This window comes from Lentzea sp. JNUCC 0626, from assembly GCF_043632865.1.
Classification (GTDB): domain Bacteria; phylum Actinomycetota; class Actinomycetes; order Mycobacteriales; family Pseudonocardiaceae; genus Lentzea.
In genome coordinates, this window is sequence record NZ_CP171635.1 from 165,364 (window position 1) to 181,440 (window position 16,077).

Genomic DNA, 16,077 nt, shown 5'->3' on the forward strand with positions numbered 1-16,077 from the left:
GGAGCTTGGCATGGATGGCTACGAAATTCTCGCCGACGAGGACGGGCACGTTCGGGGTTACGACTAGAGAACCCCGTGCCGAAGTTGCTCGACTGGCCGCTCGAGGGAGTCACCCGAAGCGACTCCCTCGCGGCTGGAGCAGGGTGCGGCGGTTGGTCAGGAATGTTTCAGGGATTGGTCGTGCTCGCGCGGACCACGAGCGTGGTCGGTAGTTCGCGGTGCTCTACCTGGCCGCCGTCCAGCAGAGTGGCGAGGAGGTCGACGGCCACCTCGCCGGCGGACTCGGTGGGCATGTGCACGGTCGTCAGCGCGGGCGAGCACATCGTCGCGTAGAGGATGTCGTCGAAGCCCGTGACGCTGATCTGCTCCGGTACGCGGACGTTGTGTTCGGCCAGGTAGGCGAGCACGCCGAGGGCGATCAGGTCGTTGTAGCAGATGAACGCCGTCGCGTCGGTGCGGAGAGCTTGTTCGGCTGCCGCGTAGCCGCCGTTGAAGTTCGGTTCGAACGAGCCGAGCAGGTGTGCGCGGCCGCGCAGGCCCTGCATGCGGCGGTTGTTCGACCACGCGGCGGACGGGCCGCCGAGGTACACGTAGTCCTTGTGTCCCAAGGACTCCACGTGCGTGACTACCTGCTCCATGCCGGAGGCGCTGTCCATCAGGACGGACGAGACGCCCGGTACCAGGCGGTTGATCAGGACCAGTGGCGTCAGTTCGGCGAGCTCCACCACCTGCTCGTCCGTCAGCAGTGACGCGCACAGCACCACGCCGTCCACCTGGGACGCCATGGTGCGCACCAGTTCGGCCTCGGTCTGCGGGTCCTCCCTGCTGTCGCAGAAGAACACCGAGGTGCCCGCCTCACCCGCCCTCGTCTGCACGCCGCGCAGGATCGACGGGAAGAACGGGTTCGTCAGGTCGGGCACCACGATGCCGAGATTCCCGGTACGGCCGGTGATCAGGCTGCGGGCCGCGCGGTTCGGCTGGTAGCCGAGCCCCGCGACCACGTCCAGAACCCGTTGCCGGGTCGCGTCTTTGACCAGGCCCGGCGCACTCAACGCGCGCGAGACGGTCGAGACGGAGACCTGTGCCTGGCGAGCTACATCCCTGATCGTGACGGCCACTCGCAAATCATCGCAGTCAAGGTCAAGAGCGAGCCATTCATCCGATGAATGCCTACAGCTCCAGGCCGGTCAGGACCAGCACGCGCTGTTCGGTGAGGTCGTCCATGGCCGCCCGCAGGCCCTCGCGGCCGATGCCGGACTCCTTCACGCCCCCGTACGGCATCTGGTCCGCGCGGTACGACGGCACGTCGCCGACGATCACGCCACCTACCTGAAGTCGTTGCGCGGCACGGAAAGCAAGCCGCACGTCGGTGGTGAACAGGCCCGCCTGCAGGCCGTACCGGGACGCGTTGACGCGGTCGAACGCCTCCTCGACACTGGCCACCCTGGTCAGCGTCACGACGGGGCCGAACACCTCCTCGGCGTTGACCTTCGAGTCCTCCGGCACGTCGGTCAGCACGGTCGGCGCGTAGGTGCGGCCGTCGCGCGTTCCGCCCGTGAGTACCGTCGCGTCTGCCTCTTCGACCCAGGCCTGGACGCGGTCCGCCGCCGCGTCGTTGATCAACGGGCCGACGTCGCCCGCCACGTCGAGCTTGTTCACGTGCGCCACCACGGCTTCCGAGACCGCGTCGTACACGTCGGTGTGCACGAACACGCGCTGCACCGAGATGCACGACTGGCCCGCCTGGTACATCGCGAACGTGGCGATGCGCTGCGCCGCGAAGTCGAGGTCCGGCCAGTCCGGCGCGACGATCGCCGCCGCGTTGCCGCCGAGTTCGAGCGTCACGTGCTTGCGCGGCACGCGTTCCTTGATGCCCCAGCCGACCGGGCCCGAGCCGGTGAACGACACGACCGGCAGCCGCGGGTCCTCGACCAGCCGTGCGGTGTCCTCATTGGACAGGTGCAGGATCGAGAACGCGCCGTCCGGCAGGTCCGTCTCCGCCAGCACCTCGGCGAGCAGGAACGCGACGGCCGGTGTCGACGGCGCGGGCTTCAGCACGATCGGCGCGCCCACCGCGATCGACGGCGCCACCTTGTGCGCCACCAGGTTCAGCGGGAAGTTGAACGGCGCGATGCCCAGCACCGGCCCCCGTGGCACCCGCCTCACCAGCGCGAGCCTGCCCTCGGCGGACGGGTCGGTGTCGAGGCGCTGCATCTCGCCGGAGAACCGGCGCGCCTCCTCGGCGGCCCAGCGGAACGTGGAGATCGCGCGGGTCACCTCGATCCGCGCCCACTTCAGCGGCTTGCCGGAGTCGACGTTGATGGCCTGGGCGAACTCCTCGGCGCGTTCCGAAAGCCGTCGCGACACGTGGTCCAGCGCCGACGCGCGTCGGTGGGCCGGCAACGCGGCCAGTTCGGGGGCGACGGCGGCCGCGCGGGCAACGGCGGCCTCGACGTCGTCGGAGGTGTGGAAGTCGATCATGCGAGCAACGCTCCTTCGAGCACGTCGAGACCTTCGGCGAGCAGGTCGTCGGGGATGACCAGCGGGGGCAGCAGACGGATCACGTTGCCGTAGGTGCCGCACGTCAGCACGACGACGCCCTGGTCGTGGCACGCCTTCGCGACCCGTGCGGCGACATCGGGCGTGCGTTCGGTGAACTCGATCGCGAGCATCGCGCCACGGCCGCGAATGTCCGCGATGATGTCGGTCTTCTCCGCGATGGCCCGCAGCCGGGCGAGTGCGGTCTCGCCGATGCGCTGGGCGGCGGTGTTGAGATCGCGTTCGCGCATCGTCCGGAACGACCCGAGCGCCGCCGCGCACGCCACCGGGTTACCCCCGTAGGTGCCACCGAGGCCACCGACGTGCACGGCGTCCATGATCTCGGCGCGCCCGGTGACGGCGGCGAGCGGCAGTCCGCCCGCGATGCCCTTGGCCGTGGTGATCAGGTCAGGCACCACGCCCTCGTGGTCGAGCGCGAACCACGCCCCGGTGCGGCAGAAGCCCGTCTGGATCTCGTCGGCCACGAAGAGCACGCCCCGCTCACGGCACCACTGCGCGAGCGCCGGCAGGAAACCGGGCGCGGGGTCGATGAACCCGCCCTCGCCCTGGATCGGCTCGATCACGAGCGCGGCCGTGTTGTCCGCGCCGACCTGCTTCTCGATCGCCGCGATGGCCCGAGCCGCGGCCTCGGGTCCGCTCAGCCCGTCGTGCAGCGGGTACGACCCCGGCACCCGGTACACCTCGGGCGCGAACGGCCCGAACCGGTGCTTGTACGGCATGTTCTTCGCGGTCAACGCCATCGTGAGGTTCGTGCGGCCGTGATACCCGTGGTCGAACACCACGACGGCCTGCCTGCCGGTGACGTGCCGCGCGATCTTGACCGCGTTCTCGACGGCCTCCGCGCCCGAGTTGAACAGCACCGACCGCTTCTCGTGGTCACCCGGCGTCAGCTCGTTCAGCTGCTCGCACACCTCGACGTAGCTGTCGTACGGCGTGACCATGAAGCAGGTGTGGCTGAACCTGTCGATCTGCGCGTGCACCGCCTCGGCGACGGCGGGCGCGGGGTTGCCGACACCGGTGACGGCGATGCCGGACCCGAGGTCGATCAGCTGGTTGCCGTCGACGTCGATCAGCAGGCCGTCGTCGGCGGAGTCGATGTAGACGGGCAGGCCGGAGCCGACGCCGGCGGCGACGGCGCCTTTGCGCCGCTCCTGGAGCTCCAGCGACTTCGGGCCGGGAATGGCGGTGCGCAGTCGGGTCATGAACCCAAGCATGGCCCTGGTCAGGGCGTTGCGCAGTGCCTGAAATGGCGATCTTTCGGAGTCAGAATATACAAATTGGCGTATGTCGATCTCGTTGCACGACCTCGCCCGTTCGTTGGGGCTGCCCGTGCTGGCCGGGGACGTGTCGCGGCCGGTCGGGTGGGTGCACGGCACCGAACTCGCGGACCCGACGCCGTTCCTGGAGGGCGGCGAGCTGCTGCTCACGACGGGGCTCAACGCCCTGACGCCGGGCTATGTCGAACGGCTGGTGCGCGCCGGGGTGGTCGGGCTCGGCTTCGGGACCGGGCTGGGGCACGACGTCGTGCCTGCCGAGCTGGTGCGCCAGGCAGGGGAGAGCGGGCTCGGGCTGGTGGAGGTGCCGCGCGAGGTCCCGTTCATCGCGATCAGCAAGGCGGTCTCGAAAGCGCTGGCCGCCGACGAGTACGCCGCGTTGACCCGCACGAGTGAGGCGCAGAGAGCGTTGACCAGAGCCGCCGTGCGGGGCGGAGTCGCCGGGGTGGTGCGCAGACTCGGCCAGTGGATCAACGGCTGGGTCGTGCTGTTCGACGCCGCAGGGGAGCCCGTGCACGCCCACAACGCGCGCCAAGTGCCCGAACTGCGGGAGGAACTGGCCCGCCTGGGCACGTCCGGCGGACTTGCCAGCGCCGCGTTCGCCACCGACGACTGGCACGTGTTCCTCCAGGCCTTGGGCAGCCGGGCCAGGGGAGTGCTCGCGGTCGGCACGACCGAGCCGCTCGACGCCGACCTCAACATCGTCAACACAGCCGCCTCCCTGCTCACCCTCGCCCTCGCTCAGAACGACGCCGTCGACGCCGCCCACCGCGAACTCAGGAACGGCCAGTTCCGGTTGCTGCTCAACGGAATCCCGGTCGAAGGCCTGCCGGAACGCTTCCGCGTCTTCCTCGCCGACGACCCACCCGACGGCGGCTTCTGGGCCGAGCACGACGGCCGGATCGTCGTGCTCGCCGCGGAGTCGGATGGCCACGCATCGTCCGAAGTGGACCGCACCGAGGTCGCCCGCGGCTATCGCGAGGCCCGGCAGGCCGAGAAGGCGGGGGTGCGGACGTTCGAAGAACTTGCAGGCAGTCTGAAGGTCCCGGAAGGGTTCGCGGAATCCCTTCTGCAGCCCCTCGACACCGAAACCCGCGAGACGCTCAGGACGTGGCTGGGTCATCACGGCGCCTGGGATCCGGCCGCCACCGAGCTGGGCATCCACCGGCACACGTTGAAGAACCGGGTCCGCAAGGCCGAGAACGCGCTCGGGAAGTCCCTCGACTCGCCCGGCCTGCGCGCCGAGCTGTGGTTAGCCCTGCACCGCGAAGGTCAGTGAGGCCGTGTAGCCGGACGTGACGTCGCCGGACATCGAGGCCATCTGCTCGTCGGTGCCGTCGCGGAACACCATGTCCTGCTGCAACGACGTGCGCGACATGTTCCGGACGCTCTGCGTGTAGCCGGTGGTGCCGTAGACCTCCTTGCACGTGGTCTCGGGCAACGCGAGCTGCGAGGTGATGATCTTGTTGCCCGCCTTGGTGGCCTCGTCGAGGCTCGGGTAGACCTCGAAGTGGATGTGCGGCCAGCGGCCGGAGTAGGCGCCGGGGAACACGCTCACGAACTTGAGCTTGCCGGACGCGTCGGCCTCCTGGACGCCGCGCAGGAAGTTCTCGTCCTTCACGCGGTCCGAGTACATCGAGTAGTCGCCGTTCATGTCGCAGTGCCACAGGTAGATCGCGGCGCCGGCGAACGGCGTGCCGTCCTCCTTCTGCACGGTGAGGTCGATGGTCAGCTGGACGCCCTCGGCGGTGCGCGTGGACGAGCCGAAGCTCGACCTGATGTCCGAGCGCACGATGCCGCTCTGCGTCAGGGCGTTCGGGCCGTTGGAGCCGTCGCCGGGGTACGGGCCGGCGGTCTCCTCCGGGATCGTCTCCAGCGCACCACCGGCAGCGGCCGAGGTGGTGGTCGTGGTCGAACCCGAAGTCGTGGTGGTCGACGGGGCGCAGGCCACGAGGGTGAGGCCTGCGCCGCCGAGCAGCGCCAACGCCCGCCGGCGCCCGAAGAGCGTGGCGAGGTCGAACTGGAGGCCGCGGTCGTGGTTGTCCGTCATGCGACTCAGATTGCGGCCGGATCCTGTGAGGCGCCTGTGGAGAACCTGTCGTGCGGCTGGCTAGGCACTGTCCTGCAAGTCCGCCGGGCGGCAGTGGCGGCCGAGGGCCCCGGAGACGGCACCGCCGCGACGCCCGAATACGCCCGGTATGAGGGCGTCGCGGCGGCACCGTCTCCGGGTCGCTCACCCGCGCCTGCCACCTGACGAACTTGCAGGACAGCGCCTAGCCGAAATCGGGCAGCGTCAGCGCGGAGTGTTCGGGGCGGGACGCCTCGGCGGGCAGCGTCTCGCGGGCACGCAGCACGTCGTTGCGGGCGGCCAGGGCCTCGGCGGTGCCGGGGAACAGTTCGGCGTTCCCCACGTCGACGAGGTCCTGGTTCGCGAGCACGAACGGCCGCAACACCCTTTCGTACTCGGCGAAGTCGTCCATGTGTCCCGCCAGGACGTAGGCGCCGACCAGGGCGAGACTGGAGCCCTGTCCGGTGAGGAACGACGGGGCGTGCGCGGCGTCGCCGACCAGAGCGACCCGGCCGGACGACCACGCGGGCATGCGGATCTGGCTGACCGTGTCGAAGAACAGGTCGTCGGCCTCGTTCATCGCCTTGACGAGCTCCGGCACCTCCCAGCCGTCACCCTCGAACACCGACGCGACGAGGTCGCGCTGGGCGTCGGGGTCGCGGAACGCGCCGAACGGCGCCTCTGCCAGCCCGAAACTCAGGAAGCCGTGCACGCTCTCGCCCGAGCCCACCGCGTACAACGCCGCGGCGCGCCCAGGTTCGTTCCACATCAACGCTTCCTGGCGCAGCCCGAGGTGGTTGGGCAGCGTGAACCCGGCGAAGCAGTACCCGAGGTAGCGGTGGAACCGCTCCTCCGCGCCGAACACGAGAGAGCGCACGTTCGAGTGCAGTCCATCGGCGCCGATGACGTGGTCGTAGGTGCGTTGGAGACCGCTGCGGAACGTCACGTCCACGCCGCCCGGATGCTCCTGCAACGTCGTGATGCTGTTGTCGAACAAGAACTCCACGTCGTCGCGCACGGTGTCGTGGAGCATTTCGGCCAGGTCGCCCCGCCGCACTTCGAGATCGCTGCCGTCCCCGCCCGCGATCGCGTCCGGCCTGACCGACGCGACGGTGCTGCCGTCGGCGTCGAGGAACGTGATCCGCCGCGTGTGCACGTGCGCCTCCCGCAGCCGGGGGAGCAGGCCCATCCGCTCGACCACGCCTAACGCGGTTCCGCGGATGTCGATCGGGTAGCCGCCGCCGCGCAGGGTGTGCGACTTCTCCACGACCGTGACGTCGAACCCCCGCCTGCTCAGCCAGAACGCGAGCGCGGGACCGGCGATGCTGGCACCGGAGATCAGAACTGAGCTCATGACGGCCTCCAACTAGCTAACTTAGGTATCCTTCTTCGTCCGACGCGAGCATATACCTAAGTTAGGTAGGTAAGTCGATGGGCGACGCCCTGAACCCTGCGGAGATGCTGCCGCACCTGATGCGGCTGGGTACCGTGCTCAACCGCAGTCACCTGGTGGAACGGGCGATGGAGCGGGTCGGGATCCCGCTCGACCGGCCAGGTCTGACGGTGCTCATCACCCTGCGCCTGGCCGGTCAGCCGCTGCGAGTAGGGGAGATCGCGACGCGGATGCAGGTCGTCGGCCCGCACGTCACGAGGCATCTGCACGACCTGGAGCGCGCCGGTCTGGTCCGCCGCGTCACCGACCCCGACGACCAGCGCGCCCGGCTGGTCGAGCTCGCGGAGTCCGGTGACGCGGCGGCCGGGCGTTACCTCGAGGCCGTCTTCGGTTGGTTCGCCGAGGCCCTCGCCGACTGGCCCGAGGAGGACAAGGCGACGTTCGGCCGGCTGCTCGCCCGGTTCGTGACGGACGTCGAGGCCCACTTCACCGCAGGGTGAACAGGACGGTGCCGGAGCCGTGCAGCTTCACCACCGTGCCCCCGAACGTGCCCGGCGTCGACGGGGCCGCCGCCCAGCCCGTCGCCCTGCCCCGCAACTCCTCGACGGTCGACGACCGCACGGGCCTGCCGTCGATCACCACCCGCGCCACGTCCGCGGGCACCATCAGCTGCGACTCGGCCGGAGCGCCGCGCAACGTCACGAGCACGTGCTTGCCGAACGAGTCGACCTGAAGCTTTCCGAACCGGCCATCAGCTGAAGGCGACACGAGCCAGCCCGCGCGGTCGGTGCGGTCGAGGTCGTTGACACCCCACGGCTTCGCCCAGATGTCCGGGGTGCGGAAGTTGAACGGCATCGCGGCCGACGCCCGCAGGTAGAGCGGGAAGTCGTCCAAACCGGACTCCCGCGTCACGGTCCGCCCGCCGCTCACCCGCTGCCCGGAGAACAGGTCGATCCACTCGCCGCGCGGCAGCCAGACGTCGACCGGGGTGGATTTGCCCGCCGCACCATCGGTTTCTGCCCGATCGGCCGTCACCGGCGCCGCGAGCAGGTCGGGCCCGACCATGAACTGCTGGTCGGCCCGCCACGCCGCCTCCTCGCCGGGATAGCGGAACGCCATCGGTTGCGTGATCGGCGTTCCGTCGCGAGAGGCGCGCACGGCCTGCGCGTACAGGTACGGGAACAGTTCGTAGTGCAGCACGGCGGCGCGCCGGAAGCGTTCGAACGTCGCCGCGTCGTACACCCACGGCGTCGCGTTGCGGCCGGAGCTGCCGACCTGGAACACCGGCGTCACCGCGGACTGCTGCGCCCAGCGCACGAACAGCGACTCCGAGGGGCCGCCACCGAGGTTGCGGTAGCCACCGATGTCCGAGCCGTGCACGGGGTGGCCGGAGATCCACGAGTTGAGGCCGCGCCGGGTCGTGAGCCGCAGCCCGTCGAAACTCATGTCCGCGTCGGCCTGCCAGAAGCCGTGCAACAGCGTCGGCATCCCGTCACCGCCCGCGCGGAACAACGTCGTGTAGTCGTCGCCGTGCACCTTCCGCAGCATCTTCACCACGGATTCCGCGTACAGCAACGGATACCGGTTGTGGATCTGTGTGCCGGGGCCGCCCGCGAACGTCGTCTCCTCGAAGTTGTGCTCCTCGCCGCGGTCGCCCTTCACGAAGTTCACGCCCATCCGGAACACGGCTTCGAGCTTGGCCTCGTAATGGGCGCGGGCGACGGGGTTCGTGAGGTCGATGTCCCACACGTTCGTGCGATCGGACTGCGCGAACGAGCCCTCGGGGTAGTCGTGCGGGCACGTCCTGCCGTCCGAGGTCTTGTTCAGGAACGGCGCCACCCACACACCCATGTTCACGCCACGGGAACGCATCCAGTCGATCGTGCCCTGCGCGTCGGGGTACATCGTCTTGTCGAACTTCAACGCGCCGATGCACGCGTACGTCGGCCGCGCACCCTCAGGGCCTTGCTCCCACGGGTTGTCGACCCAGAGCGTGTCGAGCGGGACGCCGCGCGCCTGGAACTGCGTGACGTCCTCGACGACCTCGTCGGAGTGGTTGTACTTGTCCCGCCACTTGGTCAGCGCGAACTGGCGCGCGGGCGGCAACGCGGGCGTGCCGACGCGCTGGAAGTAGGCGCGGTTGACCTGCTCCGGCGTGCCCGCGTAGACCTCGTAGTCGAGCCGGGAAGCCTTGAAGCACAGCTGGATCCGGTCCGGCACGCCGAACGTCACCGGGCACGACGCGGGCTTGTCGGCGCAGTGGTCGTCGGCCAGCGCGCCGGGGAACGCCGTGCGGCCGATGGCCTTCGTGTCGGCGTAGACGCCATAACCTTTGCTGGACAGGAAGAACGTCGACGGTGCGCCGTTCTTGTTGCACTTGCCGAACGTCGAGGCGCCGACGAACACCGCCTTGTTGAGCAGCACCCGGCGTTGCAGGTCGACGAACATCGTGTGCGCGCCGCCGCCGAGGAAGTGCTCCTCCAACGACCCGGTGAGGTTCGCCGACACCTGCGCCACACCGGCCGCCGGGTCGAGCGTCCACCCGACCCGCAGGCCCCGCTCGGTCCGCGTCACGACGACATCGGCCGTCCGGGTCGCCTCGGTGGTCGCCACGACGTACCGCACGCCGCCCGGAACCCGTTTCTGGGCAACGACGTTCGTCAACGAGTGCGGCGTGCCGTCCGCGAGACGGTAGGACGTCTCGCGCTGGCCGGTCAGCGTCCTGCCGTTCCGGAAGTCGAGCGCGAACGGGCTGGTGGTCGCCTTCCAGGACAGACCGGAACCGGCCGTGGCGATCGGCGCGCCCGCGGTGAGCCCGGCGGTGATCAGCAGGAGCGTCAGCAGGTACCTCATGCCGGCACCACCCCGTTGATCGTGGTGTTGCGGAACACCAGGCCGTCGGTGTGCTCGATCAGATTCGGCTCGGTGATCCCGGTGAACGTCGAGTTGGTGATCTGGACGTTGCGGATGTGCTGCTGCGGGAAGCCGCGGAACGTCGCGGCGATCCGGCCGCCGTTGATCCGCATCCGGTCGATCGTGAGATTGTTGATCTGCGGGAAGAAGCCCTTCGTGCCGCCGTTCTGGTAGTACATCGACACGAACAGGATCTCGCGTTCGACGTTCTGACCGAAGACGTTGCGCAGGTGCACGCCGTCGATCACGCCCCCGCGATCCTGGTTGGTCTTGACGTAGAGCGCGTGCTTGATCGGGTAGCGGCCGGGGTAGTCCGGAGCGTTGATCTCGCAGTCGCGGCAGAACACCTCGCGCACACCACCGGACATCTCGCTGCCGATCGTGATCCCGCCCCAGCGGCCGGAGAACTTGCAGCGCTCCACGACGATGTGGGTCGACGGAATGCCCACGCGCCGTCCGTCCGCGTCGCGCCCGCACTTCACCACGACGCAGTCGTCGTTGGTGTTGAACTTCGAGTCGTGCACGTGCACGTAGGAGGACGAGTCGAGGTCGACGCCGTCGCCCTGCGAGTTGGTGGAGTAGATCTCGATCCGCCGCACCGTGATGTTCCGCGAGAACACGAAGTGCAGCGACCACATGGCCGGGTTCTTGATCAGCACGTCCTCGACCAGCAGGTTCCGGCAGCGGAAGAACTGGATCATGTTCGGCCGCATGTTCCTTCCCGGCCCCATGATCCGCTGCTCGACGGGGACGCCGTCCTCGCCCCACTGGCGCAGCAACGTCGTGGAGCCCGCGCCCCAGCTCGCCCACTTCCCGCTGGGAGCGTCACCGTCGATCGTGCCGCCGCCCGTGATGGCGATGTTCTGCTGCTCGAAGGCGTAGATGAACGGCTGGTAGTTGTAGCAGAGCGTGCCTTCCCAGCGGGTGAGCACGAGCGGCAGGTAGTCCTCGGGGTCGGTGGAGAACTTGACGGTGGCGCCGGTCGACACATGCAGGTCCACATCGGACAGAAGTCTGATGCCACCGGTGAGGAACACCCCCGGTGGCACCACGACCCGGCCGCCACCGGCGCGGTGGCACGCCGTGATCGCGCGCCGGAACGCCTCGGTGTTCTTGGTGAGGCCGTCGCCGACCGCACCGAACGCGGTGACGTCGTAGTCCTTCCTGCGGAACCGGGGTGGGCAGATCTTCGCGAGGATCAGCGGCACCTCGCGCCACGGATCGCGGGCGGCCTGCGCCACGCCCGCCGGCAGCAGGAGACCGGCCGCCGTCAGGCCCGACACGCGCGCGAAATCACGACGAGACAAGGACATCAGGGGCCTCAGACCTTCTTGCCGTTGATGGTCACGTTGGTGAACGTGGTGCCGTCCGCGTTCTTGATGCTCGGCTTCGCGGTGGTCACGTTCGTGAAGGTGCTGTTGGAGACGGTGACGCCGCGGATGTGCGACTCGGCCAGGCCGTCCAGGGTGACGGCGGTCTTCTTGACGCCGTTGACGGTGAAGCCGTCGGCGGTGATGTTCTGCACCTTGGGATTCACGATCGGGCCGAAGCCGGGGCCGGTGAGGCTGTAGTTCAGCGTCACCACGATCGCCTCGCGGTCGACGTCGGTGGCCTTGATGCGGCGGGCGTGGATGTTCTCGACGGTGCCGCCGCGCCGTTCGTTGGTCTTGATGTAGAGGACGTGGAAGGGCTTGTAGGACGAGCCCTTCCTGACCGTGCAGTCCTGGAAGAAGACGTTGCGCACGCCGCCGGACATCTCGCTGCCGACCGTCAAGGCGCCCCAGCGGCCCTCGAACGAGCAGTTCTCGATCACGATGTTCTCGCTGGCCACACCGACGCGGCGGCCGTCGGTGTCGCGTCCCGCCTTGATGGCGATGCCGTCGTCGCCGCAGTCGAACCGGCAGCCGGTGATGTGCACGTACCGCGAGGACTCGGGGTCGCAGCCGTCGACCATGCCGCCGCGGCTGTACACGAAGATGTCGCGGACCGTCACGTTGGTGCACAGCACGGGATGCACGTTCCACATCGCGGAGTTGCGCAGCCGCACGCCCTCGACGAGGACGTTGCGGCACTCGTAGAGCGTGATCATGTTCGGCTTGAGGAAGTGGCCCATGCCGAATTTCCGGTCGGTGACGGGCACGTTGTCGACGGCCTGCTTCTGCAGCCTCTCCCAGTCGGGCTGGCGCTTGCCGTCGTAGTCGAACCACGGGCCGGACGGGCCCTGGCCGTCGATCAGGCCCGGCCCGGTGATCGCGACGTTCTCGGCCTTGCGGGCGTAGATGAACGACGAGAAGTTCATGCACTCGATGCCCTGCCACCGCGTGTAGACCAGCGGGTAGTCCTGGGGATCGGTGGAGAACTTGATCGTCGCGTCCTGGGACACGACCAGGTTCACGTTGCTGAGCAGGGTGATCGCGCCGGTCAGGAAGCTGCCCTTCGGCACGACGACGTGCCCGCCACCGGCGGCGTTGCAGGCCTCGATCGCTCGCCGGAACGCCTCGGTGTTCTTGGTCTTGCCGTCCCCCTTGGCGCCGTGGGCCGTGATGTCGAACCTGGCGGCGGGGAACGTCGGCGGGACGATCTCGGCGAGGATCTGCGGCACCTGGTCCCACGGTGCGGCGTCCGGCTCCTGTGCCGCCGCGGGCAGGGAGCCGCCGAGGATCGTGATGCCGGCGGTGGTGCCCGCGACCTTGAGGAAGTCGCGGCGGTTGGTGTCCATCGGCCGTCCTTTCGCGCGCGTGCGTGGTGGCGACAGCGAGCGGCGGCGATGAGAAGGATGTGTAAACCTTTTCAACCGATGTCTACACCGGTGTCCGGCTTCGCGTCAACGGCTGAGCGACGCCGGCATGAGGGCTTGCGGTGATGCTCTGTCCGGAGACGGGCTGGCCCCTCCGAGGTCTCGCCGGTCGCGCGCAACGGCGACCGGCGCAATACCACCGGAACTTGCCGAAAGTGAATTCAGGGCAATTCTCGTGGCGGTCCGCTCGGCATCACAAAGTATTCACCCGGTGGTGGGTGCGGACTTCCGTCCTGGTCCTCCGGTATTGCCGTTCGGCTACCGCCGCTCGGTCCACCTCGGCGTGCGGTACGTCGAGCGCCGCACTGATCCAGGCTCGCCAGTAGGGGCCGGGAATGCGTTTGCCGCGTTCCCACCTCGACACTTCTTCACGGGTGACGCTGTCGTTTTGTGAGATCTCGCACAACAGGTCGGCGAGTTCGCGCTGGGTGAGGCCCTGCGCCCGCCGTGCCTGGGGAATCAGGTCGGTGATCGGCCTGGTGGCCCGGTGCTCGTGGGCTTGGGGGACTGCCTTGAGCACGGTTCTGCTCCGTTTCGACGAGATGACGGGGGTACGGCGTCCACAGTGCCGCAAAGTCGCCGAGTTCGTGCCGTGCATTGCGGTGATACCGGCGGTCGTTGAAAGTTCAGTCACCGATGTAATGACTTGATCGGTTGTTCGGAGGAAACGCAACTGGTCCAATGGGGTGTGCGCGCCCACTTTTCGCGCGCCTTGTTAGTGTGGGGAAATGCTCTCGACGGTCGAAGTGGTGCAGGTGTTCCTGGCACGCCTCGCGGCACAGGACGCACCCGGCATCGCGCGGCTGTGCGCACCGGCCGTGGAATGGGAGGCGCCCGACCCGAACGGCGCCCGGTGGGCGTTCGGCACGCGCAGCAGGCGCGAGGTCGAGGCCCAGTTCCTGACGCTCTTCGCGACCTACGGCCTGGAGCAGCTCTCGGCCCGCCAGGTGATCGTCGACGGCGGCGACGCGGCCGTGATCGGCTCGGCGCGCTGGCGGGTCCAGGCCACCGGCGACACCGTGGAGACGCGCTTCACCACTGTGCTGTCCGTGCACCTCGGGGAGATCGAGCAGTACCGGCACCTGCCGGACACGCTGGCCGCCGCCGTCGCGACCGGTCTCGCGCGGACCGGGGGATGAGCGCCCAACGCGAGAGGGCCGTGCACACGAGAACTCGTCTGCTGCGTGCTGCGGCGGAGGTGTTCGACCGCGAAGGGTTCACGGGTTCCAGCCTCACGGCCGTGTGCGCGCGTGCGGATGTGTCGAAAGGCGCGCTCTACTGTCACTTTCGTTCCAAAGAGGCCCTCGGCGTCGCGATCATCGAGGAGCAGTCGTTGCTGTGGCACCGGTTGCGCGACGAGGTGCTCGCCGTGGAGCCGTCGCCGATCCAGGCGCTGATCGCGATGTCGTTCGAGTTCGTGCGCCGGCTGGAGACCGACCTGACCGTGCGGGTGAGCGCGAAGCTGTTGCGGGAGGCGGTGTTCTTCGACGTCGCGGCGGCCGCGCAGGTGATCGGCTGGGTCACCGTCGTGCGCGACCTGCTGTCGTTGGCGCGCGAACGCGGTGAGCTGCGGCCGGAGGTGAACGTGCGGCACGCGGCCGAGCAGATCGTCGCCGAGTTGCTCGGGCTCCAGTTCGTGGCGCAGGCCCTGAGCGGCGGCACCGATCTCGGCGTGCGGCTCGGCCGGGTGTGGAGGGCGACTTCTGGCTGTCTCGTGACAGCACCTGTCCGGGAGAAGTTGCGGTTCGAGTGATGGTCGTCTCGACCCAATCGAGACAGGAATGCCTGTTCACGGCTCCGCTGTTGTGTTCCTCGTTCGTCAGGGGAGCCAACGGTAGGAGCAGGCGTGAGCAGCATCGTGGTCGTGGACCCGTACTCGGCAGGCAGGGGAATCGCACCGGCGTTCCGGCAACGGGGTGTCGAGGCGATCGCCGTGCTGACGACGGAGAAGCCTCCGCGCGGGCTCACCTGGGCGCCCGACGACTTCAGCGAGATCCACGTGCTGCACGACCTGGACGAGCTCGCGGCAAAGCTCGCCGTGCGCGACCCGATCGCTGTCGTGCCCGGCACCGAGACCGGCGTCGAGGCCGCGGAGACGTTGTCGGAACTGATCGCGCCCGGCCGTTCGAACGTGCTGCGGTTGTCCTCCGCCCGCCGGGACAAGTGGCAGATGGCCGTGGCGTTGCGCACCGCCGAGGTGCCGCACCTGCGGCAGATCAGCTCAGACTGCGTCGACGAGGTCGCCGCGTGGCTGCGCCGCGAAGGACTGGAGAACGCGCCGATCGTGCTGAAGCCGCAGTGCAGCGGCGGCACCGACGACGTGTTCGTCGCGATGCCCGGTGACGACTGGCGGGAGAAGTTCCACCGGATTCTCGGCTGCGTTAACAAGCTGGACCTCCGCAACGACAAGGTGCTCGTGCAGGAACTCGCGGTGGGCACCGAGTACGAGGTGGACACCTACTCGGTCGACGGGCAGCACGGGCTGGTCTCGGTGTGGCGCTACGAGAAGGAGCGCCGCGGCGACCGGCTCGGCATCTACCTGTCGAACACCCTGGTGCCGCCGTCGGACCCGGTCGTCGAGGTGCTGTTCACCTACGTCCGTCGCGTGCTCGAAGCCACCGGCGTCCGCAACGGACCCGCGCACGTCGAGGTGATGATGACCGCCGACGGACCGCGGCTGATCGAGATCGGCGCCCGCCTCGCCGGTGCGTCGCAACAGGAACTCACCCTGCTCGGCACCGGCGAAAGCCAGATCACCCGGATGGTGGCGCACCGCGTCGACGGCGTCGCCCGCGTCGGCCGGTACCTGCAACGCCAGCACGTGAAGTCGGTGTACCTGTCGTCGCCCGCCGCCGGCGAGCTCGGCAACTCGGTGCGTTTTGACGAGCTGGCCTCACTTTTGCCGAGTTACCAGAGCGAGGCGCTGCCGTATCGCGAAGGTTCTCAGGTTCCCCGTACCGATGACCTGTGGACGTCGTTGGGTTCGGTAGTGCTGGCCACGTCGGACGTTGACCAGCTGGAACGGGACGAGGCGGTCGTGCGGGAGATCGAAGCGGGACTGATCGTCGTCTGA

At 68.8% G+C, this 16,077-nt stretch carries 14 protein-coding genes; 5 read left to right on the forward strand and 9 right to left on the reverse strand.

The genetic code is table 11. The annotated features are described in order from the left end of the window. Positions 1–167 precede the first annotated feature (167 nt). From JNUCC0626_RS00785 to gabT, 3 genes are read right to left on the reverse strand one after another with little or no spacing between them, the layout of a single operon-like run. A complete protein-coding gene (locus JNUCC0626_RS00785) occupies positions 168–1,118 on the reverse strand; it encodes a LacI family DNA-binding transcriptional regulator (RefSeq protein ID WP_394617666.1) in 951 nt (316 codons plus the stop codon). Between the two features lie 52 nt (positions 1,119–1,170). Continuing rightward, a complete protein-coding gene (locus tag JNUCC0626_RS00790) occupies positions 1,171–2,481 on the reverse strand; it encodes an aldehyde dehydrogenase family protein (protein ID WP_394617667.1) in 1,311 nt (436 codons plus the stop codon). Next, complete coding sequence (gabT, locus tag JNUCC0626_RS00795; RefSeq protein ID WP_394617668.1) at positions 2,478–3,761, reverse strand: 4-aminobutyrate--2-oxoglutarate transaminase; 1,284 nt, start codon at positions 3,759–3,761, stop codon at positions 2,478–2,480. The genes JNUCC0626_RS00790 and gabT overlap by 4 nt, the downstream gene beginning before the upstream one ends. 82 nt (positions 3,762–3,843) lie before the next feature. On the opposite strand from gabT, the gene JNUCC0626_RS00800 reads away from it, so the two are divergent. Then, on the forward strand, positions 3,844–5,112 hold the full coding sequence (locus JNUCC0626_RS00800; RefSeq protein WP_394617669.1) for a PucR family transcriptional regulator: 1,269 nt from the start codon (positions 3,844–3,846) through the stop codon (positions 5,110–5,112). Here JNUCC0626_RS00800 and JNUCC0626_RS00805 read toward each other — a convergent pair. Both JNUCC0626_RS00805 and JNUCC0626_RS00810 read right to left on the reverse strand, forming a co-directional pair. After that, complete coding sequence (locus JNUCC0626_RS00805) at positions 5,086–5,883, reverse strand: intradiol ring-cleavage dioxygenase (protein WP_394617670.1); 798 nt, start codon at positions 5,881–5,883, stop codon at positions 5,086–5,088. The two genes, JNUCC0626_RS00800 and JNUCC0626_RS00805, sit on opposite strands and share 27 nt — an antisense overlap. 223 nt (positions 5,884–6,106) lie before the next feature. Then, on the reverse strand, positions 6,107–7,255 hold the full coding sequence (locus JNUCC0626_RS00810; protein ID WP_394617671.1) for an FAD-dependent monooxygenase: 1,149 nt from the start codon (positions 7,253–7,255) through the stop codon (positions 6,107–6,109). Positions 7,256–7,332: 77 nt separating this feature from the next. Here JNUCC0626_RS00810 and JNUCC0626_RS00815 point away from each other — a divergent pair, with 77 nt between their 5' ends. Then, on the forward strand, positions 7,333–7,794 hold the full coding sequence (locus tag JNUCC0626_RS00815) for a MarR family winged helix-turn-helix transcriptional regulator (protein ID WP_394617672.1): 462 nt from the start codon (positions 7,333–7,335) through the stop codon (positions 7,792–7,794). Here the strand turns inward: JNUCC0626_RS00815 and JNUCC0626_RS00820 are convergent. The 4 genes from JNUCC0626_RS00820 to JNUCC0626_RS00835 all read right to left on the reverse strand — a co-directional run bounded on the left by JNUCC0626_RS00820 (position 7,781) and on the right by JNUCC0626_RS00835 (position 13,524). Then, the gene (locus JNUCC0626_RS00820; RefSeq protein ID WP_394617673.1) at positions 7,781–10,147 is read right to left on the reverse strand and encodes a TIM-barrel domain-containing protein; all 2,367 of its coding nucleotides are present in this window, start codon (positions 10,145–10,147) and stop codon (positions 7,781–7,783) included. The genes JNUCC0626_RS00815 and JNUCC0626_RS00820 overlap by 14 nt on opposite strands. Next, positions 10,144–11,520: a glycoside hydrolase family 28 protein gene (locus JNUCC0626_RS00825; RefSeq protein WP_394617674.1), complete on the reverse strand. Its 1,377-nt coding sequence runs from the start codon at positions 11,518–11,520 to the stop codon at positions 10,144–10,146. Before JNUCC0626_RS00825 ends, JNUCC0626_RS00820 begins: the two co-directional genes overlap by 4 nt. 8 nt (positions 11,521–11,528) lie before the next feature. Beyond that, on the reverse strand, positions 11,529–12,926 hold the full coding sequence (locus JNUCC0626_RS00830) for a glycoside hydrolase family 28 protein (protein WP_394617675.1): 1,398 nt from the start codon (positions 12,924–12,926) through the stop codon (positions 11,529–11,531). Positions 12,927–13,197: 271 nt separating this feature from the next. Next, entirely contained in the window at positions 13,198–13,524 is a 327-nt protein-coding gene (locus JNUCC0626_RS00835) for a helix-turn-helix domain-containing protein (RefSeq protein WP_285630652.1), read from the reverse strand. 208 nt (positions 13,525–13,732) lie between these two features. On the opposite strand from JNUCC0626_RS00835, the gene JNUCC0626_RS00840 reads away from it, so the two are divergent. From JNUCC0626_RS00840 to JNUCC0626_RS00850, 3 genes are all read left to right on the forward strand, one after another. Continuing rightward, complete coding sequence (locus JNUCC0626_RS00840; protein WP_394617676.1) at positions 13,733–14,143, forward strand: nuclear transport factor 2 family protein; 411 nt, start codon at positions 13,733–13,735, stop codon at positions 14,141–14,143. Continuing rightward, positions 14,140–14,757: a ScbR family autoregulator-binding transcription factor gene (locus JNUCC0626_RS00845; protein WP_394617677.1), complete on the forward strand. Its 618-nt coding sequence runs from the start codon at positions 14,140–14,142 to the stop codon at positions 14,755–14,757. The genes JNUCC0626_RS00840 and JNUCC0626_RS00845 overlap by 4 nt, the downstream gene beginning before the upstream one ends. Before the next feature lie 93 nt (positions 14,758–14,850). After that, positions 14,851–16,077 carry an ATP-grasp domain-containing protein gene (locus JNUCC0626_RS00850; RefSeq protein WP_394617678.1) on the forward strand — a complete coding sequence of 409 codons (1,227 nt, stop codon included), beginning with the start codon at positions 14,851–14,853 and terminating at the stop codon, positions 16,075–16,077.